Annotated in this window: 20 protein-coding genes; 15 read left to right on the top strand and 5 right to left on the bottom strand. The window is 63.3% G+C overall.

Features of this window, described 5'->3' with window-relative positions:
* Nucleotides 1-89: 89 nt before the first annotated feature.
* Nucleotides 90-686: a dihydrofolate reductase family protein gene (locus J2Y41_RS07285; protein ID WP_309928022.1), complete on the bottom strand. Its 597-nt coding sequence runs from the start codon at nt 684-686 to the stop codon at nt 90-92.
* 196 nt (nt 687-882) lie between these two features.
* Between J2Y41_RS07285 and J2Y41_RS07280 the strand changes: the two genes are divergently transcribed.
* The 11 genes from J2Y41_RS07280 (at nt 883) to J2Y41_RS07230 (ending at nt 12,730) form a co-directional block, all read left to right on the top strand.
* The gene (locus tag J2Y41_RS07280; RefSeq protein WP_309927573.1) at nt 883-1,308 is read left to right on the top strand and encodes a hypothetical protein; all 426 of its coding nucleotides are present in this window, start codon (nt 883-885) and stop codon (nt 1,306-1,308) included.
* 149 nt (nt 1,309-1,457) lie between these two features.
* Nucleotides 1,458-4,220 carry a GMC oxidoreductase gene (locus J2Y41_RS07275; protein WP_309927571.1) on the top strand — a complete coding sequence of 921 codons (2,763 nt, stop codon included), beginning with the start codon at nt 1,458-1,460 and terminating at the stop codon, nt 4,218-4,220.
* A complete protein-coding gene (locus J2Y41_RS07270; protein ID WP_309927569.1) occupies nt 4,217-6,247 on the top strand; it encodes a hypothetical protein in 2,031 nt (676 codons plus the stop codon). The genes J2Y41_RS07275 and J2Y41_RS07270 overlap by 4 nt, the downstream gene beginning before the upstream one ends.
* Complete coding sequence (locus J2Y41_RS07265) at nt 6,244-7,299, top strand: alpha/beta hydrolase (RefSeq protein ID WP_224166869.1); 1,056 nt, start codon at nt 6,244-6,246, stop codon at nt 7,297-7,299. The genes J2Y41_RS07270 and J2Y41_RS07265 overlap by 4 nt, the downstream gene beginning before the upstream one ends.
* Complete coding sequence (locus J2Y41_RS07260) at nt 7,296-8,282, top strand: acetoacetate decarboxylase family protein (RefSeq protein WP_309927566.1); 987 nt, start codon at nt 7,296-7,298, stop codon at nt 8,280-8,282. Before J2Y41_RS07265 ends, J2Y41_RS07260 begins: the two co-directional genes overlap by 4 nt.
* Nucleotides 8,279-8,761: a DUF1772 domain-containing protein gene (locus tag J2Y41_RS07255; protein WP_224166867.1), complete on the top strand. Its 483-nt coding sequence runs from the start codon at nt 8,279-8,281 to the stop codon at nt 8,759-8,761. Before J2Y41_RS07260 ends, J2Y41_RS07255 begins: the two co-directional genes overlap by 4 nt.
* Nucleotides 8,758-9,252 carry a hypothetical protein gene (locus J2Y41_RS07250; protein WP_309927563.1) on the top strand — a complete coding sequence of 165 codons (495 nt, stop codon included), beginning with the start codon at nt 8,758-8,760 and terminating at the stop codon, nt 9,250-9,252. Before J2Y41_RS07255 ends, J2Y41_RS07250 begins: the two co-directional genes overlap by 4 nt.
* The gene (locus tag J2Y41_RS07245) at nt 9,249-10,610 is read left to right on the top strand and encodes a patatin-like phospholipase family protein (protein WP_309927561.1); all 1,362 of its coding nucleotides are present in this window, start codon (nt 9,249-9,251) and stop codon (nt 10,608-10,610) included. The genes J2Y41_RS07250 and J2Y41_RS07245 overlap by 4 nt, the downstream gene beginning before the upstream one ends.
* A gap of 142 nt (nt 10,611-10,752) precedes the next feature.
* Nucleotides 10,753-11,628: an FAD-dependent oxidoreductase gene (locus J2Y41_RS07240; RefSeq protein ID WP_309927559.1), complete on the top strand. Its 876-nt coding sequence runs from the start codon at nt 10,753-10,755 to the stop codon at nt 11,626-11,628.
* A 129-nt stretch (nt 11,629-11,757) separates the two neighbouring features.
* Complete coding sequence (gene deoC / locus J2Y41_RS07235; protein WP_309927557.1) at nt 11,758-12,450, top strand: deoxyribose-phosphate aldolase; 693 nt, start codon at nt 11,758-11,760, stop codon at nt 12,448-12,450.
* A gap of 52 nt (nt 12,451-12,502) precedes the next feature.
* Nucleotides 12,503-12,730, top strand: coding sequence for a hypothetical protein (locus J2Y41_RS07230; RefSeq protein WP_224091770.1), 228 nt, complete (start codon nt 12,503-12,505; stop codon nt 12,728-12,730).
* A gap of 124 nt (nt 12,731-12,854) precedes the next feature.
* Here the strand turns inward: J2Y41_RS07230 and J2Y41_RS07225 are convergent, their stop codons facing one another.
* The 4 genes from J2Y41_RS07225 to mfd all read right to left on the bottom strand — a co-directional run bounded on the left by J2Y41_RS07225 (nt 12,855) and on the right by mfd (nt 19,658).
* Nucleotides 12,855-14,291: a glycosyltransferase family 4 protein gene (locus J2Y41_RS07225; RefSeq protein ID WP_309927554.1), complete on the bottom strand. Its 1,437-nt coding sequence runs from the start codon at nt 14,289-14,291 to the stop codon at nt 12,855-12,857.
* Entirely contained in the window at nt 14,288-15,085 is a 798-nt protein-coding gene (locus J2Y41_RS07220; protein WP_309927552.1) for a glycosyltransferase, read from the bottom strand. Before J2Y41_RS07220 ends, J2Y41_RS07225 begins: the two co-directional genes overlap by 4 nt.
* Before the next feature lie 126 nt (nt 15,086-15,211).
* Nucleotides 15,212-16,021, bottom strand: coding sequence for a metal-dependent hydrolase (locus J2Y41_RS07215; RefSeq protein WP_224166861.1), 810 nt, complete (start codon nt 16,019-16,021; stop codon nt 15,212-15,214).
* 4 nt (nt 16,022-16,025) lie between these two features.
* Entirely contained in the window at nt 16,026-19,658 is a 3,633-nt protein-coding gene (gene mfd / locus J2Y41_RS07210) for a transcription-repair coupling factor (protein ID WP_309927549.1), read from the bottom strand.
* Nucleotides 19,659-19,715: 57 nt separating this feature from the next.
* On the opposite strand from mfd, the gene J2Y41_RS07205 reads away from it, so the two are divergent.
* From J2Y41_RS07205 to nhaA, 4 genes are all read left to right on the top strand, one after another.
* Entirely contained in the window at nt 19,716-21,311 is a 1,596-nt protein-coding gene (locus J2Y41_RS07205) for an SDR family oxidoreductase (protein WP_309927547.1), read from the top strand.
* A gap of 49 nt (nt 21,312-21,360) precedes the next feature.
* Nucleotides 21,361-21,858: a DUF2505 domain-containing protein gene (locus tag J2Y41_RS07200; RefSeq protein WP_224091751.1), complete on the top strand. Its 498-nt coding sequence runs from the start codon at nt 21,361-21,363 to the stop codon at nt 21,856-21,858.
* Nucleotide 21,859: 1 nt separating this feature from the next.
* Nucleotides 21,860-22,081, top strand: a complete 222-nt coding sequence (locus J2Y41_RS07195) for an SCO4848 family membrane protein (protein WP_224166858.1) — start codon at nt 21,860-21,862, stop codon at nt 22,079-22,081.
* 164 nt (nt 22,082-22,245) lie between these two features.
* Nucleotides 22,246-23,544, top strand: coding sequence for a Na+/H+ antiporter NhaA (gene nhaA / locus J2Y41_RS07190; protein ID WP_309927541.1), 1,299 nt, complete (start codon nt 22,246-22,248; stop codon nt 23,542-23,544).
* Nucleotides 23,545-23,557: the final 13 nt, after the last annotated feature.

The following is a 23,557-nucleotide window of genomic DNA, read 5'->3' as shown; positions in this document are numbered from 1 at the left end:
CGTTCGGCTCAAGGTGAATGATGAATGGGCTGGATGTGGGTGCAAGCTCCAGCGCTGACGGGACGTCTTAGCGGCCGTGACGCGGCCTCTTAACGGCCCACGCTATACCGCACATGGGTGACGAGTTTGGTGCCGGCCACTTCCGTGGGTTCAAGCTTGAGATTGCCCACGCCGTCCAACAACCGCTCGCCTCCACCCAGGATCATGGGCGAAATGTGGAGCCGCAACTCATCCATCAGCCCTGCGTCAAGGTATTGGCGGGCTGTCCGGGCTCCGCCGGCGATGGCTACGTCTTTGCTTCCTGCGGCCTTCCGTGCCTGGGCAAGGGCGGATTCGATCCCGTCGGTCACGAAATGGAAGGTGGTGCCGCCCTGCATCTCCAACGGCTCATGCTGATGGTGGGTCAGGACGAAAACCGGCGCGTGATACGGCGGTTCCTCACCCCACCAGCCCCGCCATTCCTCGTCCCACAGGTCCGGCCCGGGGCCCGCGAACATGTTCCGGCCCATGATGAAGGCACCGGCAGCGAGGATTTCTTCAACCTGGGCCGCGTTGGCTTCGGCCTCTTCAAACATCCATCGGTGCAGCAGCTCTCCGCCGTCGCCCAGTGGCTCCGACATTCGCTGGTTGGGACCGGCGACGAAGCCGTCCAGGGAGATGGTCAGATCGCACGTCACTCGACTCATTTGCCCATCATGCCACTGGGAAACCCGATAAGGCGTTGCTTCCTGACCTTGCTTGGCGGCGAGTACCGCCATAATCAACCTCCTTTGGGTGATTTGTGGGCCAGTGATAGCCAAAGAGGGTCAGGAAGCCGGCGGCCACCCTCGCCAAATCCCTACCCGCGGCGGGAACTGGGGCTACACATCTCAGGAGGACCACATGACATCCATGCTGTTGGAGCGACTCAACATCCTGGTCGGCGAATGGGAGACTACTGCCCCTGTCATGGACGCGGTGGGCCGAACAACGTTCGAATGGCTGCAGGGTGGCGGATTCCTGATCCAACGCTCCACTGTGGAGAGGCCGGAATTCCCGAATGCAATCTGCACCATTGGCGCTACAGGATCAGACGGCGCACTCCAGCAGCACTACTTTGATTCCCGAGGCGTCGCCCGCGTCCTGGACATGACCCTGGAAGGGAATGTGTGGACCCTTTTCCGGGATGGCCCCGATTGGCCCCAACGCTACATTGGCCACATCAGCGAGGACGGGAACACCATCACAGGCCGCTGGGAACGGGGAAACTACCTCGGTGCACCGCTTGAGCACGACTTCGACCTGAACTTCACCAGGATCATCGCGTGACATCCGGCCGGCCGCGCTGGATCACGGGAATAACTCCACCTCATGGACAGATCCCCGGCCCGGTGGGAACATAAGGGCGATAGTCCGGAGGCACCGCCCGGTCACGCCGGAGCTGCCTTCATGTCAGCTTTCCTCTGAGAGGAACGGCCATGGGTCGTCTGGGGACCGGGAACAGCGGGAATACGGGTGCGGATCCCGCACCCGATCCGGCACGCCGCAGTGCACAGGACATCGAAACACACCACATCGAAAAAGTTGACGCCGTGGTGGTCGGTTCCGGGTTCGGTGGTTCGGTGGCTGCACTTCGCCTGGCCGAGGCCGGACAATCCGTGGTGCTTATGGAACGTGGCAAGCCCTATCCGCCCGGTAGTTTCGCGCGTTCGCCCGCGGAGATGGGCCGGAATTTCTGGGACCCGGACCGCGGCCTGTATGGGCTTTTTGATGCCTGGACATTCCGGGGAACGGAGGGCCTGGTGTCCAGCGGCCTGGGCGGCGGTTCGCTAATCTACGCCAACGTCCTCCTGCGCAAGGACGAGAAATGGTTCGTCAACGAGTCCCCCATCCCTGGCGGCGGTTACGAGAATTGGCCTTTCACGCGGGCGGACCTTGACCCGTACTATAAGGCCGCAGAAGAAATACTCCAACCGGTCCGTTATCCGTACCATGACACGCCCAAAACACTGGCCATGGAGAAGACCGCCGCGACCCTCGGCCTACCAATCAGCAGGCCACCCATCGCCGTCACTTTTTCCACGGAGCCCACCAAGGAACCTCAAACCAACCGGCCACTCCCCCTCCCGGAGTACGGCAGCATCCACGGTCCAAACACCGTCCGGACGACGTGCACGCTCAGCGGTGAATGCGACATAGGCTGCAACGCCGGTGCCAAGAACACACTGGACCACAACTACATCTCGGCAGCCGCTCATCAGGGGGCGGATGTCCGCACATTCCACGATGTCCGCGGGATCAGGCCACTTGCCAGGGGAGGATACGAGGTCCGCTATGTGGTGCACGATCCTGAGCGCCAAGGCGAACTCCTCAAGGAACGAATCATTCACTGCCGCCGGCTCATCCTTGGCGCCGGCACGTTCGGCACCAACTTCCTGCTCCTGCGTAACCGAAGCTCACTGCCCGCCCTGAGCGACGCCCTGGGCACCCGTTTCAGCGGCAACGGCGATCTGCTGACGTTCATCATGGGCGCCAAAACTCCTGGCTCGAATGGTTCGCCACCGGGAGTGCGAACACTCACCGGCAGCCGCGGGCCAGTCATCACCACCGCGATCCGGATTCCCGATTCCAACGACGACGACGGCGATGGCCGCGGCTACTACGTGGAGGACGCCGGCTATCCGGCCTTCATGAACTGGCTCATGGAGACAGCCCAGCTCAGCACCACCGTTAAGCGGACGGCCAAGGTTGCCCGTCAACTGCTGAAGGACAGATTGTTCGACGCCGGGCGGTCCAACGTTTCGGCCGACCTCGCCGCCGCACTGGGTGACGGTCGCCTATCCTCCAGTTCCGTGCCGCTGCTCGGGATGGGACGGGATATCCCCGACGGCGTCATGACCCTTCGCGACGGAAGGCTCGCCATTGCATGGACGATGGCCACGTCCAAGGACTACTTCGGACGCGTCCGCGGAACGATGTCCGAGATCGCCAAGGACCTCGACGGGGACTTCATCGACAACCCCCTGTGGTGGGCCAAGCGCGTCATCACGGTCCACCCGATTGGCGGCGCACCATCCGGCCGCCATCCCGGCGAGGCGGTGTGTGACTCCTACGGCGAAGTATTCGGTTATCCCGGCCTGTTCGTCATGGACGGGGCAGCCATGCCTGGCCCGGTGGGTGCCAACCCTTCACTGACAATTTCCGCTTTCGCCGAACGCGCATGCCACCACATCCTGGAGGACGGCCACGTCCTTAACCACACTCAAAGTGCCGGACACAGGGGAATTTCCCCCGCCGATGCTGCCGGAAGTGACGACTGGACCAGTGATGATCTGCCTGGCGCTGACGAGACTGCGAACGACGTCGACGCCTCGGTTCCGCGCGAATTGGCGCCGGACGCTACCAAGGGCAACGGTGCGCGGGAGGAGCGGCCTGCGAGCGCAGTTGAGGATGGCGCAGCTGCCACGACGGGAACCAGGAGCCGTGGTTTGGGGTTGCCGCAACTCCCAGACCAGAAACTCCCAGACCAGCAACCCCAAGACGTGCAACCGGCTGCAAGAGACGCGCGGACGTCTGTACGGTTCACGGAGCAGATGCACGGCTGGTTCAGCCCGGGAATCACTGACCCGGAGAAGGGGCGAAGCCTGGGCAGGGACCGGAGCCGCAGGATCATGTTCGAGCTGACGATTACCGCAGAGGACATGGACGCGTTTGTGGAGGATCCGAGCCACCCTGCGAAGGCGGAAGGGTATGTGCTCGCAGACTATTTCGGTGGCCGGATGCCGGTGGAGCGCGGCTGGTTCAACCTCTTTGTGGAGGACGTTTCCGACGACGGCAGGCCGGCCAGGCGCATGCTGTACCGGTTGTGGCTGCGGGACCCGGGCGGGACGCCGTTCACGTTCACCGGGTACAAGTTGATCCATAACGAGGCAGGGCTGGATATTTGGCAGGACACCACAACGCTGTACGCGAGAATCCTGCGTGGCCACGTTCCGCCGTCGGAAGCCTCTGACGTCCAAGAGCCCGGCGAGGAGGACGTCTTCGGTGCCGGGATTCTGTACATCCGCCCGCTGGACTTCGCCAAGCAGCTGACCACGTTCCGTGCCGAGGGTCCGGCGCCGGCGGCGGGTTTGGCGTCCTTCATGAAATTGTTCGCCGGTGAGTTGTGGCAGGTCTACGGGCGGGGCCTCAAACGGGTCCCGTTCCCGGTCCGGAGCCCATTGCGACGGCCACGTAGATGAAGAGCTGGGAGCTTGCGAGGCATCGTGCTGTCCTGGGCTTCACTCCCCAGGCAGCGGTTCGCTGGCTCTCGCCGATGTCCCTGGCACGGACGGCATTGAAGGTCATGGCAGCTACTGTTTTCGCGGACTTCGGCGACAAGAGGGAACTCGAGGGGAGCTTCCCTGGGGATCCCTTGCGCTTGGACAAACTTCCCGTCCCCGGCCAACCGGCCCAGCCGCCGGTCACAAGCCGGGGGCTCCCGTCGCCCGGGGATCTTGAGGCGTCCCGCACCGCAAAGCCCAGCGAGCCCTTGGCGCCCGCGGATCTGTGGCTCGATTACACCGCCGATCTTGGAGACGGCTTCGACGCGACCTACTCCGTCGCGCTGCTGCTTGCCGAGGACAAGCTGACGGTTGACGGCCATGATCTTCCCCGCGGGAGGGTCCTGGTCCTGGGCGGCGATGAGGTTTACCCCGTTGCCTCACCGGCCGCCTACGAGAACCGGATGGCCGGACCGTACCGGATGGCGCTCCCCAGTCCTGCGTTGCAGGGCCCGCTGAGCGCCCTAAAATCCGTGCCAAGCACGCAGAGTGGGCCCCACAACGAGACACCCATCATGCTCGCGCTCCCCGGCAACCACGACTGGTACGACGGCCTCACTTCATTCATCCGGATGTTCACCCGGCAACGGAGCATCGGGGGCTGGCGGACCATCCAGACCCGCAGCTACTTCGCGGTCCGGCTCACGGGTCAATCACCCACGGAGGCTTCCGGCGAACGGCAGGACGGCACGCCCGGCTGGTGGATCCTGGGCCTGGACAGCCAGCTGGGACAGTACATCGACGAACCACAACTGGACTACTTCTACCGCAACGTCACCCTGCAGCTCCAACCCGGAGACGCCATCATCCTGTGCGTGGCAGCTCCCTTTTGGGTTGACGCCGGGCACCCGGGACCCAATGAGTTCAGGCAGGTCAACTTTTTCGAACAGGACTACCTTCGCCGTCGGTTCAATCCCGTGACGGGCCTGTTCGAGCCCACCGGCGCAAACGTCCGGCTATGGCTCACCGGCGACCTGCACCACTACTCCCGCTACGAGGAGCAAACCTCTCCTGACGGAACGCAAATGATCACCTGCGGCCTGGGCGGCGCGTACCTTTCAGACGCCCATTGGCTCCCGGAGCACCTCGTCCTTCCCTGCCACGACAACGCCCCGGGCCTGTCCTCCAGCGTCACCCAAACCGGAAACGCCCACGGCGGCAAGGACCAGGAACCTCCACCCCGCCACTTCACCCGCATGCCTACCCTCTACCCGGACCAGGCAGATTCCCAGTTGCTCGGCCCCCGGCTCGCTAACCCCTTCTCGCAATATTGGCTTCCCATCCGCAACCCTGGCTTCGGTTTGTCCCTGGGCATTGTGCACGTGATCGCAGCACTAACGCTTTGGACAGTCTTCAGCGCTTTCCGCGGGGAATCCTTCGTGGACAGCCTCCGCAGCCTGACCCGTGGAAACACGCTGCTCCTCATCGTGATCCTGATCCTTGCGGTGCCGCTCCTGCTCGCAGTCCTCTCACTGGTGGCACGGCTACTTGGGCTGGCCAAGGCAGGGATCGTGGTCTTCACCCGCGGAGCGCTCTACCAGCTGTCCGCGCTCGCGGTGGGTGCCGCCGTCGTGATCCTGCTTCCCTGGCCGAACGGCTGGCCCGACGTCGTCATCCTGCTGCTGGCGCTTGCGGCGGTGTACCTGGGCGGCTGGGCCGTTGGCAGTGAGGCCTTCGCACTGTTCATCCTGGCGACGCCCAGCGGGGAGGTCTCTACCTGGAAAATGTCCGGCCAATCCATCGAAGACCATAAAGGCTTCCTGCGCCTCCACCTCGCCGCCGACGGCACCCTAACTGTCTACCCGCTGGTGGTGGACACAGTCTGCCGCGATTGGCAGCTGGCCCGGAACGACGACGGCGCGCGGCTGGTTCCGGAGCCCGGCCTGCCCGCCGTGCGGCTGCTTGAAGAACCCATCACCATCACGCGGAAAGGAACCGCACCATGATCATCACCCGTGCCGAGCACCGGACCGAGGTCATCCCTTTCCGGGCCCGGGACAACACCCCTTTGAGCCTGGTCCATGTGACATCGCCCGTGGAGGTGACCAAAGGGCCGGTCATGCTGGTCCATGGTTCCGGCGTCCGGGCAGAGCTGTTCAGGCCTCCGGTCCGGACCACCATAGTGGACGTCCTGCTGGAGGACGGATGGGACGTGTGGATGCTGAACTGGCGGGCATCCATCGATCTCGATCCCCTGTCCTGGACGCTCGCCGACGCCGCCGTGTACGACCACCCGGCCGCCGTCGAGCACGTGTTGAACGCCACCGGCGCGGAAACGATGAAGGCCGTTATCCACTGCCAGGGATCGACGTCGTTCACCATGTCCGCGGTGGCCGGTCTCCTGCCCCAGGTGGACACGATCGTCTCTAACGCGGTCTCCCTTCATCCCGTGGTGCCGGCGTTCTCGCGGTTGAAGATCGACTACCTGACGCCGGTGGTCAAGGTCTTTACCCCCTACTTGTCCCCGGCGTGGGGCTATAAATCGCAGGGCTACTTCACGCGGGCCATCCGGGGCCTGGTCAAAGCCACGCACCGCGAGTGCGACAACATCGTCTGCAAGATGGTCAGCTTCACCTACGGCAGCGGCCGCCCGGCCCTTTGGGCGCACGAAAACCTCGACGACGCCACCCACCAATGGCTCAGCGGTGAGTTCGCCGAGGTCCCGGTGACGTTCTTCGAGGAGATGGGCCGCAGTATCAAAGCCGGGCACATGGTGGCTGCCGGAGACCATCCGGAACTGCCGGATAACTTCGTGGCCGAGGCTCCCCAAACCGATGCACGATTCGCATTCATCGCCGGGCTGGACAACCTCTGTTTCCTTCCCGAGAGCCAGCAACGCACCTTCGAATTCTTCCAGCAACACCGGCCTGGAAAGGACTCCCTCCACCTCATCCCCGGCTATGGCCATCTGGACGTCTTCTTCGGCGATCACGCATGGCAGGACACCTTTCCGGTCATCGTCCAGGAGCTCAACGGAACCAAGGAACCGAACTCATGAAAACACTCACCGAACTCGTTACTCCCCTGCTCAAGCTCATGCCGTCCCCGGTTCCCCGCCGCCAGGAACGGCTCCGTGGCCAGCACGCACTGGCCGATGGCATCAAGTACGTCATGCCGGTCAATTCCGACGACTCCCCCGTGCTCATGGCCGCTTTCCCCATCAACAAGAAAGCCGCGGCGGCAGCACTCCCGGGCACGGAGATGCGGCCCTTCAGCCTGGGCGGCAAAGGGCTGTTGGTGGTCACGGTGGTCAACTACAAGTCAACGGACATCGGCAAGTACATCGAATACTCACTGGCCATCGCCATCACGCACGGCAGCAGGCCGGCCCCACCCATCCTCCCGCTGATCTTCCAAAAAACCTTCAAGCTGGGCCAGTTCGTGGTGGACCTCCCCGTCAGTTCCGAGGTTTCCGTCAAGGGAGGCAAGGGAATCTGGGGCATGCCCAAGCATCAGGCCAACCTGGACTTCGTGGTCACTGATTCCACCGTGTCAGCACAATATGACAAGGACGGCCAACTGGGTTGCTACATCGAAATTGAACGTCCTGAACCCCTGGCGTTGCCGCTGAAACTGGCAGCCTCAAACTATTGCGTCTTCCGGAACATGCTCTGGAAATCCGACATCTACTTCGAAGCCACCGGAGACATCGCCCTGGGCGCCCAGGCCAAGGCGCGCCTCATCCTCGGTGACGCGCCCGGCGTCGAGCCTTTGAAGAACCTGCAGGTTGAAAGTAAGCCGGTCTTCACCGCCTGGCTGCCGCAGGCCCACGGTGTCCTGGACGACCACTACGAAGCCTGGTTCCTCACGGCACCCTCAGAATCCGCTGCAGCCGCCCTTCGGGGAGGCGACATGCTGGACAGCGTCGTGAACCTGGGCCAGAGCCAGGAATGGCTGGCACCGCCGGACCGGAGCAGGATCGCAGGCACGGCACCAGGCTCCGGCGCCGTCCCCCGCGCTACTCCGGGAAGCATCCAATGAACTGGCTACTCCTCATTAACGCGCTCTACTTCCTGTTCGGCGCAACCATGTACGTGGGCACCATGTGGGTCCTCAAATTCTTCCTGTACCCAACATGGCGCTCGCTGGCCCGCGAAAACGTAGACATGCACTTCGGTATCCCCACCCGCGCAGCCACCAAGTTCTTCACCATCGTTGTGCCCATCATGTTCATTTCCGGCGGCATCCTGGTGTGGTCCGAGTGGGGCACCATCCGCGTCATACCAGCCATCATTTGCCTGGTGGGCATCATCGTCCTGACCTGGGTGGGCCAGGGCATCATCATCCCCATCAACAAGCGCATCCGCGGCGGCGACTTCGCAGACGACGCCGAACTCCGCTCCCTGCTCAAACGCTGGATGATGCTCAACGACATCCGCTTCTACGTCTCAACACTGACATGGGCCGCGATGGTGTGGCTGCTCGTTGACCGCGGTCGCCTGCTGGAGTCCTTCGCATGACCGCCCATCAGCCGGCACAGCCGGCCCACCATCACGAGCCCCAAAACCAGCCCCACCACCAGGCCCGGCGCCCCGGCCTGATCGCCTGGGCCACCGCCGATCCACTGCGCGCCGTCCTGGCAGCGATTGCTGTCATCACGGTCCTGACCGGTGCCGTGCAGGTTCCCTTTGGCGGCACGGTCCTGCAACTGATCGGGGCCGACTCCACGCCCGGAATGCGGCAACTCTTCGGAACCGTGGGCATGTTCATGGTGGTGGTGGGCGGACTGCTCCTCCACACACTGCTCAACGCCGTGCCCTCCCCCGAGGTGGTGCTCTGGTCCGGGTTGCAGAAAACCGGGGCATTCGGAGCCGTCGGCATCGGGGTACTGAACGGCGTCTTCTCACCCATCGCGCTACTGGTGGCCTTCTTTGACCTCGCGACGGCGGTGCTCCTGTTCCTCTATTGGCGCAGGATCAGTGGAGCCATGGCAGCAGGAACCGAACTGTGAAGCGTTCTTTGGTGCTCGCCGGTGGCGGAATGCGCGTAGCCTGGCAGGCCGGCGTCATGCGGGCGCTCGCCGAGGAAGGCCTGGAGTTCCAGCATGTTGACGGCAGTTCCGGAGGGATCCTGACGGCGGGGATGCTGCTGTCCGGGGTGACACCCAAGGAAATGTGCACGCGCTGGTCCGGCGTGGACGTTAAGGACTTCGGCTCGCCACTGCCGATCGGTGACTACCTCAAGGGCCCATGGGCGCTGCCCGCTATTGGTGACGCGGACGGCATCCTGAACAAGGTCTTTCCCGCCCTGGGGATCAACGACGCGACTATCCGTGGCCGCGCGGCGGAACAGGGCGCCGTCGAAGGTTCCTTCAACGTGGTGGAGTTCACCGGGAAGCAATGCCACGCCATCGACGCCACCGCGATTGACGCGGAGCTCATGGCCGCAGGAATGTCGCTTCCCCTCTTCCTGACACCGCTGCGGCGGGACGGGAAGATCTGGACGGATGCGGTCTGGATGCGTGACGCCAATGTAGCCGAAGCCCTGCGCCGGGGAGCGGCGGAAGTGTGGCTGATTTGGTGCATCGGCAACTCGCCATATTGGGGCGACGGGCCCTTGGAGCAGTACGTCCACATGATCGAAATGAGCGCCATGGGAGCCCTCCTTGCGGATTTTGAGGTTGCAAGCGCGGCTGGACGCGAGTTTGTCCTGCATGTGGTGCGTCCTGAACATCCGCTCCCGCTTGACCCCGAGTTCTATCTGGGCAGGATCGACGCCGACACCCTGATCGGCATGGGTTACCGTGACGCCCGGGCGTACCTGGACACCATGACGCCAGCCGGCGTACCGAAAGATGCCAGTTGCACCGCCATGACAGAACCAGCGGCCGGCGTCCGTTTCAACGACACCTTGCGCGGAGAACTGGATGGCTCACCCCTGACGTTCAAAGCCACCGTCATGCTGCCCACGGCCGGGTCCGGTGTGCCCGAGCAGTTCACGGGATACCTGGAGCACCCGCTCTTCGGAGGCCGCGTCTTTTTCGCGGATGGTCGCGTTGAAACGGAAGGCCACGACGTCACCTACCATGCACGGATCAGGCTCGACGGCGGGTGGCAGGACGTGTCCCTGACGCGCACCTTGCGGGACGATCCCGGTCCGGATGCCTGGACCGACTCGCGCCAGGCAGTATTGCACGTTCACGGCCCGCAAGTGGACGAACTGACTGCCGGACTAACCATGAGCCTGGCCGACGCCGCAGGGCTTCTGGCCTCGGTAGAGCCCGTGGGTGCCCACGGCTTCGTTGACCGGGCAGAGGCTGTGGCCAGCTTCGCAGCCAACGGTTTACGGGAGTTGCTGGCACGGTACTGACCGCCACTGTGATCCACGTTATTACCGGCGGGTAAACAGCGCACTACGGATCTGCAAAAGATGGCAACAACGGGGAAACACCCGCGAAAAACCGGGACTCTAGGCTGATGATCAACAGGTCACGCCAGCGAAAGGGCCAAACATGTCCTCCACCCCCGTTCACATTGTCATTGCAGGCGCAGGTCCGGCCGCCCAGGCTTTGGTGCGGCGGCTGGCCGGTGATGGATCAGGCTCCCGGCAACGCCCCTTCGATGGCACCATCACCGTGCTCAGCAACCGCGACGAATGCCCCGACGCGCTCCTGGAGCTGGCAGAACTGCCGCAGGTCTCGGTCCGGTTCGGGCAGGCCGCAAGTTTCATTGACGCAGAAGCGAAGATCGTCACCACCGTGGATGGCATGGAGTTCTCCTACGACCAACTGGTGATCGCCACGGGGTCGGCTCCCAGCCTCCCGCCGGTCGTGGGAGCCGAAGCCAGCCTCAGCTACTCCACTATCGACGACGCCGCGAACATCGGCGAAGCGGTCAAGGACGTCACCAGAATCGTTGGCCGGCGGCCGTTGGGAATCCTCGTGGGCAATGGTCCCGCAGCGGGCCAGGCAGAGGCCGTGCTCCGGGCCCGCGGAGTCCGTCCCGTCCGCACCACCCTCCGCCCTGCCGCCGTCGTTTCTTCCAACGTCGATACGCTCGTATCCGATTCCGCCGTGCCTGCCACCGGGATCGTCTTCGAAGACGGCAGCAGCATGAACGGCGACCTCGTGGTCCTCGCCGAAGAACGTACGGCGCGCGCCGAACTCGCGGAAAGCGCGGGTCTCCAGATAGCTTCCGACGGCGGCATCGCAGTAGGTCGCGACCTCGCTACCTCAGTTCCGGGTATCTGGGCGATCGGCGACGCCGCTTCCTGCGACGGCCTTCGCCTGGGCCTTCTCCTCTCTGCCGAGTCCTCCGCCATGCTGTGCGTTTCCGGGATGCTCTTGGGCGCATGGGGCAGCAACCAGCAGGCCGCGAAGGCTGCCTAGCAGTTGCCTCCAGCGTGGTGGTACCACTGCAGTGCCACGAGGGAACATGATCGTGGCAAGATGGTCCTTTGACGGGCAGTGACAACCCTGCGGCCATCGGGCCGGCCACGCCCGGCACGGAAGGATCCCATGAGCAACGAAGCCGTCGCGCCTGCAAGCATCGCCTCGTACATCGACCACACATTGTTGAAGCCCGAGGCCAGCGAGGCCGAGGTTTTGAAGGTGTGCGCCGAGGCCGTCGAGTACAAATTCAAGTCCGTCTGCGTCAATCCGATCTGGGTCAAGACCGTCACCAAGGCCCTCAAAGGCTCGGGCGTACTGACCTGCTCCGTCATCGCGTTCCCCCTCGGCGCTACGCCCAGCGACGTCAAGGCATTCGAAGCCCGAGGCGCAGTTTTGGACGGCGCGGACGAAATCGACATGGTGATCAACATGGCGGCCGCCCGTGCGAATGACAAAGGCGCCCTGGTGGATGACATCACCGCCGTCGCCGAAGCTGTCCACGCCGGCGAGGCAATCCTGAAGGTCATCATCGAGACGTCCATGTTGACCGATGAACAGAAGGTCATTGCCTGCGAAGCCGCCGTGGAAGCAGGGGCCGACTTCGTGAAGACCTCCACCGGATTCAATGGCGGCGGAGCAACAGTTGAGGATGTTGCCTTGATGCGCAAGACGGTAGGGCCCGAGGTTGGGGTCAAAGCGTCAGGCGGAGTGCGGTCCCTGGCTGACGCACAGGCTATGATTGCTGCTGGTGCAACACGTATCGGAGCGAGTTCCGGAATAGCCATTGTCAAAGGTGAACAGGGTTCATCGGATTACTGAGGCGTCCGCGACAGCCACAGATTTTGAGCCCTGCGGGGCCGAGGAGGAATGAATGTCCAAGAACGCAACAAGCGCGCCCATTGAAAAAGAGAACAACCTCGGCGTAAGCATTGTCCTGTTCGTGATTATGATCGTGCTCTTCCTGGGCGCCATCTACTCCCTGTCCTTCCTCAGCCTGGACAACCCGTGGCCGATGGCCGTGTGCCTGGGCCTGTTCGCCCTCGCATTCTGGATTCCGCAAACCATCCTTGGCCGCTCGGACTCAGCCGGCGAAAGCTAAACTTTCACGCAACATGGGATGGCCCGGGCTAATGCCCGGGCCATCCTGTTTTCTCCGACACGCAGGAAGTCTGCACCTTTGGCGATGGTAGCCAACGCCACGAAGCCCCCTGCGGCCACCGATCCTACTGGTCATCAACCGCTTCAGAAGGCGTGAAACCGCTCCCCGGACCTGCCAGCAGGGTGCCCGGCCCTGCTGGGCGCAGTTCCGCGGCGACAACACCGATGCGATTCAAGAGGGCAGAGGCCTCAAATTCATCGCGCCCCTTAATCAGGATCTCTACCCCGCCCCGGACTTCCCGGATTTCATCTGTCCGCCGAAGAACGCTGCGGAGGTCTGCGCCGGCGGGAAGCTCGAAGCGTGCGAGCGTTGACATGTCCGAGCTAAAGACGCCTGGTTCGGTGCTCGTCCGGCGTTCCGTCTCCTCCAGCAGTACAGCGGCCAGCAGTTCGGAGCTGCGGTCCCAGGTGAAGCAGCGCGCCCACTCCTGGCACTGCGCAGAAACCTCATGGGCGGTATCGGGATCATGCAAGGCTTCAAGGGCCGTCACCAGGGCAGTGCCAAATTCCTGCGGGGTTTCCGCGAGCCAGCCTGTCCTTCCGTCCACTACCGAATCCCTGATACCTGGAACGCGCAGTGCAACACAGGGAACGCCCCAGGCCGCAGCTTCAATCACCGAGCAGCCCCACCCTTCAGAGGCCGACGTCGACACAGTGAGCCAAGCACGGTTAAGCAGGCTGTCGCGGAATGCGTTGGGCTGATATCCGTGAAACGTCACCACATGGTCAAGGCCAAGATCCATGGCCAACTGCTGCAAGCGGGGCCTCTCCGGACCGTCGCCCACAATTTCCAAGCGCAGCTTGGGAACGCTCCGTGCAGCAGCGGCGAACTGACCCAGCAGCACATCCAGCCGCTTGTGCGGCACGAGGCGGCTGACCACGGCAATGGTGGGGTCCGCATCCTTGGGTCCAATGGTCGCCGGAACGTCGATGGTTCCGTTGGGCACCACGTGAATGGGTCCCGTAAATCCGAGTTTTCGCAGTTCCAGCCGCGTGGACGGCGAAACGGCAACAATGGCCCGCTGGCCATACACTGCCTTGGCACCGCTTTTTTCCAGGAAGCGCCCCAAGGCCGCAAGTGGCGGGGAGAACCTGGTGCTGAATTGCTCCTGGTGTACATGGTGTACCAGTTGGACTATTGGGGTCTTAGCGGACACAAACAAGGGTGCAAAGAAGGGGATTCCGTTCTGGCAATCCACAATCGCGTCGAAGTTCTGGCCTGTTTTCAGGAGCCTGCGGGCTGCTTGCGCGTAGATAGCCAAAGGCCCTCCCGCCCGGAGGATGCGGATGCCGTCGATGACATCCTCGGCTGACTGGCCAGGCTCCCGGCCTGTAAACCACGTGACCTTGGCTCGGCTTTCAACCCATCTCCGGGAAATCTGGTGCATATATTGCTCGGCCCCGCCCGCTTGCGAATGCCTGACGTCCCGCCAGTTCAGGACAAGCACATGTTTCCCAGCGAGATCGGTGATGGCGGTTTCGGCTGCCAGTACCTCGGTCATGGCATGGTCTTCTGTAGCTGGAGAACTGACGCAAAACTCGCTATGCCGTCGTGCATGGGCCGGAAAGTGGACTCAGCCCCGTCCGTCCATGCCACGGGCAACTCGATGATCCTGGCCTTTTGGTGTTGAAGTCGAAGAAGCAGTTCGACGTCGAAGGCAAATCCGGAGGCCCGGCACTGGACCATGGCAGCGGTGAGCGCGTCCCGTTCGAAGAACTTGAAACCGCACTGGGTATCGAAAATGCCCTTGACTTTTGTTCGGGTGAGCGCGCGGAACGCTTTCCCTCCCATCCGTCTCCCAAGCTGTTGTGGCCGTACCAGGGTGGATCCAGGCGCGTGCCTGGAAGCAATCACAGCGGCCGCACCTTCCTGGAGATACGACATTGCCGATGTCAGCGTTTCCAACGGAGTAGCCATGTCAGCATCAAAGAATCCCGTGAACCGCGACGTTCCGCTGAGGAGACCCCGACGGACGGCGGCACCCTTGCCACGACGCGAACAGCCAATCACCGAAATCGGCACGGCGGTTCCTCCATCAGGGAAGAGACGACGAATTACGGCTCCCGTTTCATCCACGCTGGCGTTGTCCACTACGACGATCCGCGAGGACCACGGCTGGGCGGACAGGAAGTCGGTGGTCTGGATCAGTGTGCGGGGAATCCTCGCGGCCTCGTTATACGCCGGAATGATGACTTCAAGATCAACGTGCGAGCGCCGCAACGATGCTGCGCGCCCCTGTGTGGGCAGACTTTGCCTACTGCCGGTGTGGATGCCGTGTGAACGGACCAAATCCATCAAAACCCTCCATTTTTTCCAAACTGGGTACAAGTGCCCGTCTGGAAGTGGAGGGAGGCCGCAAGTCGTGACGCTGGTTTGATGGAAGCTTCAATCGACGTGCATGCGGACCGTGCGCCGACCGTGTCAGGGCAGCTGCAACATCCCGCCCAGCGCCGAGAAAATACCCGGCCAGTGTTGCCCCGCCAGAGCCCAGGCAGCCACGCCCATGCCCACCATGGCGTATCCGCTGACAGGAATCAGAACCAGCCACTCGCGCCGTGATCCGGCCCTGCCCAGCAGCGGAATCGAAAAGGCCCCGTTGGCCCGCCAGATGCCACTGATCAGTGATTTCCGCAGGAATTTAGGTGGCTTGATGACGATAGGCCACAGCAACGGCACACCGCCCACCGTAATCATGTCTCCCACGATGTGGACCACGACTCCCGTCAGCATTGACAGCGGCAGCCATCCCCACTGATCCGGCGCAAACCAGGTCACCAGGCCAGCCATCACCACGGCGAACACCCAGTTGGTGATCCACCCCGATTTGGGAAACAGGTTCAAAGCCTTGGCGGCAAGGTTGATCATGAACATGCACAGCAAACCCGCGCCGACGGAGAGCTTCCCCACCGGTGTGACCATCTGGAATTGAGCTGCCATGGCCGCCAGCACAACGAAGGCCGAGGCTCCCAAGAGTGAGTGCGTCCCTTGCCGGTGGCCCCCACTGGCTTTCTCGATTCCCACCGCAATCACATTGGACAGCGGCGGCAGCGAATTCGCTATGGTGCTGTGCCGGTGGTCCCAGTCGCACACCAACGCGGTGCCCGCCGTCGCCATGGCTCCGATGAGGATGCCAGTGGAGTCCAGCGGGTACCAGCCCAAGGCGTAGGGTCCGGTCGAGGCAATAGCAATCCACGCCGCGGCTCCTGACGCGGCGTGGTGTCCTCCCATCATTCGTTTAGCCTGCCTTTACGGGTACATCTGAGAAGATCGCTTCGATCACGTTGTTGGCCCACTGGAGGATCTCGGCATCCTGGAGATCACGGCCGCCGATCCTGGCTGTCTTGGGCTTGGGGATCAGGACAGCATCCAAGGCAGGCTTGACCTGGGAACCCGGGTACATGCGGTTCAGCCGCATGGTTTTGGACTCAGGCAGTTGCGCCGGCGAGAAGCGGATGAAGTTGCCTTGGAGCGCGACGTCGGACAGCCCGGCTTCGCGGGCCCCCACCCTGAAGCGGGCCACGGCGATGAGGTTCTGCGCCGGCAAGGGCGGCTCACCGTAGCGGTCCACGAGTTCCGCGAGGACCTCATCGATGGCCTCGTTGGTGACAGCGGCAGCCAACTTCCGGTAGGCCTCCAGGCGCAGCCTCTCACCGGGCACATAATCATGCGGCAGGTGGGCGTTGACGGGCAGTTCGATCTTCATCTCGGCGGCCTTCTCCTCGGCCTCACCGCGGTACTCGGCAACAGCTTCACCGACGAGCCGGATGTAGAGGTCGAAGCCCACGCCCTGGATGTGGCCGGACTGCTCCCCGCCCAGCAGGTTGCCTGCACCACGGATTTCGAGGTCCTTCATGGCCAGCTGCATGCCGGCGCCGAGTTCGTTGTGCGCGGCCACAGCCTTGAGCCTTTCCAGCGCCACCTCGCCCAATGGCTTTTCAGAGGGATAGAGGAAGTACGCGTAGGCGCGTTCACGGCCACGGCCAACACGGCCACGGAGCTGGTGCAGCTGCGAGAGTCCGTACTTGTCGGCACCATCCACAATCAGTGTGTTGGCGTTGGAGATGTCCAGTCCGGTCTCAATAATGGTTGTACAGACCAAAACGTCGAACCGTTTCTCCCAGAAGTCCACAATGATCTTCTCGAGTCGGCTCTCGGACATCTGGCCGTGCGCCACTTCCACCCTGGCCTCGGGGACCAGCTCGCGGATCTGCGCTGCAATTCGTTCGATCGAGGACACACGGTTATGCACGAAGAACACCTGCCCTTCACGCATGAGCTCACGGCGGATGGCCGCTGACGTCTGCTTGTTCGTGAAGGGACCCACATAGGTGAGTACAGGGTGGCGTTCCTCCGGCGGAGTTGCCAGGGTGGATGTCTCCCGGATGCCCGTCAAGGACATTTCCAGGGTTCGGGGAATCGGCGTGGCACTCATGGCCAGGACGTCCACGTTGGTGCGCATCTTTTTCAGCGCTTCCTTGTGTTCCACACCAAAGCGCTGCTCTTCATCCACGATCACCAAACCCAGGTCCTTGAACTCAAAGTCCTTGGACAGCAGCCGGTGCGTACCGATCACGACATCCACCGCACCGCTCTTGACGCCCTCGGCGGTTTCCTTGGCTTCCTTGCCGCTCTGGAACCGGGAAAGGGGTTTTACGCGCAGCGGGAATCCCGAGAAACGCTCGGTGAACGTCTCGTAGTGCTGCTGGGCCAACAGCGTGGTGGGCACCAGGACAGCTACCTGCTTTCCATCCTGGACGGCTTTGAAGGCCGCCCGGACGGCGATCTCGGTTTTGCCGTATCCGACGTCGCCGGAAACCAGGCGGTCCATGGGGATTTCCCGCTCCATGTCCGCCTTGACCTCGTTGATAGTGGTCAGCTGGTCCGGGGTTTCCACATAGGGGAAGGCTTCCTCGAGCTCGCGCTGCCACGGAGTATCCGGAGCGAAGGCGTGTCCGCGGGATGCCATCCGGGCCGAGTAGAGCCGGATGAGTTCTCCGGCGATCTCCTTGACGGCTTTGCGTGCCTTGGACTTGGTACTCGCCCAGTCTGCGCCGCCCATCTTGCTGAGCGCCGGGGTATCCCCGCCCACGTAGCGCGTGACCTGGTCCAGCTGGTCCGTAGGGACAAACAAACGGTCCCCCGGAGCGCCACGCTTGGAGGCTGCATATTCCAACACCAGATACTCACGCAGCCCGGCATCGGACGACGACGTACCTGTCACCTTGCGCTGGATGAGCTCCACGAACCGGCCGATTCCATGCTGCTCATGGACCACAAAGTCGCCTGCGTGCAACTGCAACGGGTCCACGGCATTCCGTCGCTTGGACGGCATGCGCCGCATGTCCTTGGTGGAACTGGCGGTGGCGCGCCCCAGCAGGTCCGCTTCAGTCAAAAGACCCAGTTTGAGGCCGTCAAGGACAAAACCACGTCCGACGGCGGCAGTGGTCACCTCGATGATGCCCGGCTGCGGATCCTTATCCAGCGAGTCCACGCGTGCACACGGAATATCGGCGTCATGGAACAGCTCAACCAGGCGCTGGGCAGGTCCTGGCCCGTCAGTAACAACCACCAGGCGCCACTGCTCCCGGACACGGGAGCCAATGAAGTCCAGCATTTCCGCCACGTCGCCCTGGTAACCGCGGGGTTCCCGGGCGTGGAGGTTGAGGACGTCGATGTCCAGCACCAGGTCCTCGTCAGTTGCGAGCGAGGTGATGGACCACCAGGACACCCCGTGTTCCAAAGCGGCAGACCGGGTGTCAGTCAGCGAACGGAAGCTCGCGGCGTGCAAGTCGGTGGAGGCCTGGGAGGACAGATCCAGTGGCGCGGAACCGCCGTCGGACGCCGTTGACCAAGCAGCTTCCAGGAACTCTTCGTTGGTAGCAGCGAGGTCGTGCGCACGGGTGCGCACTTTTTCCGGTTCGATGACCACGCTCAGGGAACCGGCCGGAAGCTGGTCCACGAACGGGACCATGGCATCCACCAGCACCGGGGCCAGGGATTCCATGCCCTCAACGGCGATCCCACCCGCGATTTTCTCCAGCATGTCAGCCGCCGCCGGCATATCTGCTTTGAGCTTGGCAGCACGGGACATGACGGAGGGCGTGATCAGGATTTCGCGGCACGGCGGTGCATGCAGTTCCGTCGGGTGGTGTATCCCGGGTGCAGACAGAGAGCGCTGATCGGCCACGGCAAACCAGCGCATCTGGTCAACTTCATCGCCGAAGAACTCCACACGGATGGGGTGGTCCTCGGTGGGCGGGAAAACGTCCAGGATACCGCCGCGAACCGCGAATTCGCCTCGGTGGGTCACCATGTCAACCCGTGCATAGGCAGCGTCGGAAAGGGCACGGACAACATCGGTGAACGAACGTTCCTGCCCTACCTGCAGCGTGACGGGGACGAGGTCACCCAAACCGGCCACGATCGGCTGGACCACGGCGCGAACCGGGGCAACCACCACACGCAGGGGTGCCGCCGTCGAGGTTTCAGGGTGGGTCAGGCGGCGCAGGACGGAGAGCCTGCGCCCCACGGTGTCCGAGCGCGGCGAAAGCCGCTCATGCGGGAGGGTTTCCCAACTGGGGAAGGTGGCCACAGACTCCGCGGGCAAGTACGAGGCGAGCGCCGCCGTCAGGTCTTCTGCCTCACGCCCGGTGGCGGTGACCGCCAGCACAACAGGCGTGCTCCCGGTTTCAGTTTCCAGGGCAGCAAGGCCATCGGCCATTTCCGCAAGCAGCACTGCCCGCATCCCGTTAGGGGCGCTGATCTGGTAGTCCGTGCTCCGGGCCGAAAAGGGCCGCTGAGCTTCCGTTCGGACGCGCGCAAAAGTCTTGTCCTCCGCCAGTGCGCGGCGCAGACCGTTGAGGCTCATGGCTGAAACTCCTAGGGTGGGTCCAAGGGCAGGCAACACAAATGCCCGGAAATTCAAATGAATGCCGGGTCATTCCAGCCTACCCCTCCCTCCAGCCCAGGAGTTCCTTTGCAGCCATCACCAAACCAGCCATCCAAGACAGTCCTCGTTACGGGCGCCACCGGTTACATTGGAGGCCGCCTGGTCCCCCGTCTTCTCGAGGCTGGCCACCGCGTGAAGGTGGTGGTCCGCTCCCCGCAGAAAATCGCCGATGTTCCATGGCACGACGACGTCGAAATCATCACGGATTCCCTGTCCGACGCCGGAAGCCTGGAGAGCGCACTCCAAGGTGTGGATGTGCTCTATTACCTGGTTCACTCCATGGCTTCGGGCAGTGGATTCGAGGCGAAGGAAGATGCCATGGCACGCCTCGTGGCAGACGCAGCGACCCGGGCCCACGTCACAAGGATCGTCTACCTCGGCGGCCTGCACCCGGAGAACGCAGAGCTCTCCACGCACATGCGTTCCCGCGAGACGGTGGGACGCGTCTTCCTTGATTCCCCGGTGGATTCCATCGTGTTCCAGGCCGGAGTCGTTATCGGTTCGGGTTCGGCGTCGTTCGAAATGATCCGCCACTTGGCCGATACCCTGCCCGTCATGCCGGCGCCCAGCTGGGTCAATAACCGCATCGAAGCCATCGCAGTGCGGGATGTGCTCCACTACCTTGTGGCTGCTGCCGCCCTCCCGGACGGCCTGAACCGGACGTTCGATATCGGCTCCCGGGACGTCCTGAAGTACAAGGACATGATGAACGAGTACGCCCTGGAGCGCGGCCTGCCCCGCCGTCTGGTGATCGCCCTTCCGGTTCCGGCGCCCAAACTCGCCGGGCTTTGGGTTGCACTGGTCACGCCCATTCCGCTGTCCATGTCCTTGCCGCTGGTGCAGTCACTGCAGCACGATGCCGTGTCGCGGGAGCACGACGTCGATCATTACATTCCCCAGCCCGACGGCGGCCTGACGCCGTACCGCCGTGCCGTCGGCTTGGCTTTGGGCAAGGAACGGGACGGGCAGGTGGAGACCACCTGGGCAAATGCCGGAATCGACGCCGACCCTCTTCCCAGCGATCCAGATTGGGCCGGTTACAAGGTCTTCCTGGATGAGCGGACCTTCCACAGCGACGCGAAGCCTGAGCATGTGTGGACCATCATTGAGGGCATCGGTGGCAAGAACGGCTGGTACTCACTTCCGCTGGCATGGCGGGTGCGTGGATGGCTGGACAAGCTCACCGGTGGGGCGGGCCTGTTGAGGGGCCGCAGGCATCCGAAAAAGCTGGGCAGCGGCGAGGTGGTGGACTGGTGGCGGGTCGAAGCCATAGACCGCGGACATTTGCTGCGTCTCCGGGCCGAGATGCGGGCACCCGGGCGTGCATGGCTTGAGTTGGCAGTGGAGCCCGACGGCGGCGGGAGCCTTTACAAGCAACGCGCCATCTTCTTCCCACGCGGTTTGGCGGGCAGACTTTATTGGCTGGGCGTGTACCCGTTCCACGGGATCATCTTCCCGTCCATGGCACGGAACATTTCCGCGGCAGCAACCGCGCTTCAACATCAGGAACAGGAGCAGGAACAGGAGCAGGAACAGGAGCAGGGTTCCGGCGTGGCCACGGACACCCCGTAGGATGTTGGGAGCTAAAAAGCTTCACCACCAACATATCCACGGAGGACCCATGGCCCTGAGTGCATCCACCACCCTGCCCCACAGCGTTGACCGCGTTGCGGCCGTATTTGTCGACGAAGACTTCCTGCGCCACACGAGTGAACTGGTGGGCGGCTCCCTGGAATCGTTCACGATCGACGGCGACCCCGCCGGCGCTTTCAGCACCACCACGGTTCGTACGCTCCCCACTACCCGCCTGCCGGATATCGCCCGCAAGTTCGTCGGCGAGAGCCTGACTGTCACGCAGACCGAGCAGTGGGAGGCACCGGCAGCCGACGGCTCCCGCGCCAGCAAGATCGCCCTTAAGGTCTCCGGCGCTCCACTCGACGTCACGGCAGTCCAGCGCCTCGTGGCTGAAGGCGGGAACACCCGGATCGAGCTTGAGGGCAACGTTTCCTCGTCGGTTCCGTTCCTCGGCGGCAAGATCGCCGATGCTGCTGAGCCGATGGTTGGCAAGGCCCTGAACATCCAGTCGCAGCAGGCGCAGGCCTGGCTCGAAAGCCACTAGTATGCAGCTCCCCGCCATTCTGGGCTGGGTCCTGATCGTTGCCGGCGTGTGGTCCCTGGTTGTATGGCCGCAGTTCCTGAAGCGCGTCATGAAGGATCCCCGGGCCCGCGACGCCGCCGGCAAGGCCACCAGGTTCCTCACAGTCCACGTCGTCCTGGTCTCCATTTCCATGGTGCTGGGACTCGCGACGGCGGCCATAGGGGTTGCGGGCCTCGTTTCCTAGCGCTCGTCCCACCCAACTGGGTCGCAGTAGAGCGCGTTTTGAGCCCTCATAACGCGCTCTACTGCTACCCAGTTGGGTAGACTGGGCTTTGGTGTGCCGGGAAGTCTGGTCGGCGGTGTCTTTGCGATGCCCGCCTTTCGACCACTCGACCCACAGGAGCTTCCGTGGCCAAACAACCCCTGACCACCACCGTTTTCAGCCGCTCCAGCTACCCCGAGTACCGCCGGATCCTCTCCATCCTCCGAACAGAGACAGTGGGCGGCGCCCTCCTTCTGGCCGCCACTGTGATTGCGCTGATTTGGGCCAACTCCCCCGCCGCTGAGGGTTACTTCGCATTACGCGATCTCAAAATAGGCTATGAACCCTGGCACCTGCAGCTGAGCCTGGGGCATTGGGCCTCCGACGGCCTGCTGGCCGTGTTCTTCTTCCTCGCGGGCCTGGAACTCAAACGGGAGTTCGTCGCCGGGGAACTCCGCAAACCTGCCCGCGCTGTTGTACCCGTTGCCGCGGCCGTCGGTGGAGTCTTGGTCCCCGCCCTGATCTACGTCCTCTTCAACCTCGGCTCCGCCTCGGAGACACTCAAGGGCTGGGCCATCCCCACGGCTACGGACATCGCTTTTGCCCTGGCCGTCCTTGCCGTGATCAACACGCACCTTCCCGCAGCCCTGCGGACCTTCCTGCTGACCCTCGCAGTAGTTGACGACCTCATCGCCATCGGCATCATCGCGTTCTTCTACTCCACGGGGATTCAGCCCCTCATGCTCCTGGCCGCCCTGGTACCGCTGGCGCTCTTCACCTTCCTGGTCCAGAAACGGATCCGCAGTTGGTACTTCCTGCTCCCGCTTGCCCTGGCCACGTGGGGTCTCGTCCATGCGTCCGGTATCCACGCCACAGTGGCCGGGGTCCTCTTGGGCTTTGCGGTTCCGGTGTTCAACAGCGGAAAAAAGGGCGAGCCGGCCGAAGGACTCGCCGAACACTTCGAACACCGGCTACGCCCCTTCTCCGCCGGGTTCGCAGTACCCGTCTTCGCCTTTTTCTCCGCAGGCGTGGCATTGGGCGGGTTGGATGGCATGCGGGCGGCGCTCAGTGATCCGGTGGCCGTGGGAATCGTTGCGGCGTTGGTGCTGGGCAAGGCCATTGGCGTCTTCGGCACCACGTTCCTGGTGACCAAAACCACCCGAGCGAGCCTGGATTCCAGCATTGCCTGGATCGACCTCTTTGGGCTGGCTTTGCTGGCCGGGATCGGATTCACCGTCTCACTGTTGATCGGCGAGCTAAGTTTCGGCACCGGATCCGCACACAACGACCACGCCAAGGTGGCCATCCTGGCCGGTTCCCTGATCGCGGCGCTGCTGGCCGCCGTCGTACTTAGGGCCAGGAACCGGCACTACCGCCTGGTTCAGGTGGAAGAACAACGGGACGACGACGGCGACGGCGTGCCTGACGTCTTCAGCCGCACCTAGCGGCACACTGCTC

The sequence above is a fragment of the Arthrobacter sp. 1088 genome (genome assembly GCF_031455315.1).
Lineage (GTDB): Bacteria > Actinomycetota > Actinomycetes > Actinomycetales > Micrococcaceae > Arthrobacter.
This window is presented reverse-complemented; position numbering and strand designations above follow the sequence as displayed.

Coding starts and splice junctions, on each gene's coding strand:
- J2Y41_RS07285 (WP_309928022.1), bottom strand. CDS start 686: ATGAGTCGAGTGACGTGCGATCTGACCATCTCCCTGGACGGCTTCGTC.
- J2Y41_RS07280 (WP_309927573.1), top strand. CDS start 883: ATGACATCCATGCTGTTGGAGCGACTCAACATCCTGGTCGGCGAATGG.
- J2Y41_RS07275 (WP_309927571.1), top strand. CDS start 1,458: ATGGGTCGTCTGGGGACCGGGAACAGCGGGAATACGGGTGCGGATCCC.
- J2Y41_RS07270 (WP_309927569.1), top strand. CDS start 4,217: ATGAAGAGCTGGGAGCTTGCGAGGCATCGTGCTGTCCTGGGCTTCACT.
- J2Y41_RS07265 (WP_224166869.1), top strand. CDS start 6,244: ATGATCATCACCCGTGCCGAGCACCGGACCGAGGTCATCCCTTTCCGG.
- J2Y41_RS07260 (WP_309927566.1), top strand. CDS start 7,296: ATGAAAACACTCACCGAACTCGTTACTCCCCTGCTCAAGCTCATGCCG.
- J2Y41_RS07255 (WP_224166867.1), top strand. CDS start 8,279: ATGAACTGGCTACTCCTCATTAACGCGCTCTACTTCCTGTTCGGCGCA.
- J2Y41_RS07250 (WP_309927563.1), top strand. CDS start 8,758: ATGACCGCCCATCAGCCGGCACAGCCGGCCCACCATCACGAGCCCCAA.
- J2Y41_RS07240 (WP_309927559.1), top strand. CDS start 10,753: ATGTCCTCCACCCCCGTTCACATTGTCATTGCAGGCGCAGGTCCGGCC.
- deoC (WP_309927557.1), top strand. CDS start 11,758: ATGAGCAACGAAGCCGTCGCGCCTGCAAGCATCGCCTCGTACATCGAC.
- J2Y41_RS07230 (WP_224091770.1), top strand. CDS start 12,503: ATGTCCAAGAACGCAACAAGCGCGCCCATTGAAAAAGAGAACAACCTC.
- J2Y41_RS07225 (WP_309927554.1), bottom strand. CDS start 14,291: ATGACCGAGGTACTGGCAGCCGAAACCGCCATCACCGATCTCGCTGGG.
- J2Y41_RS07220 (WP_309927552.1), bottom strand. CDS start 15,085: ATGGATTTGGTCCGTTCACACGGCATCCACACCGGCAGTAGGCAAAGT.
- J2Y41_RS07215 (WP_224166861.1), bottom strand. CDS start 16,021: ATGATGGGAGGACACCACGCCGCGTCAGGAGCCGCGGCGTGGATTGCT.
- mfd (WP_309927549.1), bottom strand. CDS start 19,658: ATGAGCCTCAACGGTCTGCGCCGCGCACTGGCGGAGGACAAGACTTTT.
- J2Y41_RS07205 (WP_309927547.1), top strand. CDS start 19,716: ATGAATGCCGGGTCATTCCAGCCTACCCCTCCCTCCAGCCCAGGAGTT.
- J2Y41_RS07200 (WP_224091751.1), top strand. CDS start 21,361: ATGGCCCTGAGTGCATCCACCACCCTGCCCCACAGCGTTGACCGCGTT.
- J2Y41_RS07195 (WP_224166858.1), top strand. CDS start 21,860: ATGCAGCTCCCCGCCATTCTGGGCTGGGTCCTGATCGTTGCCGGCGTG.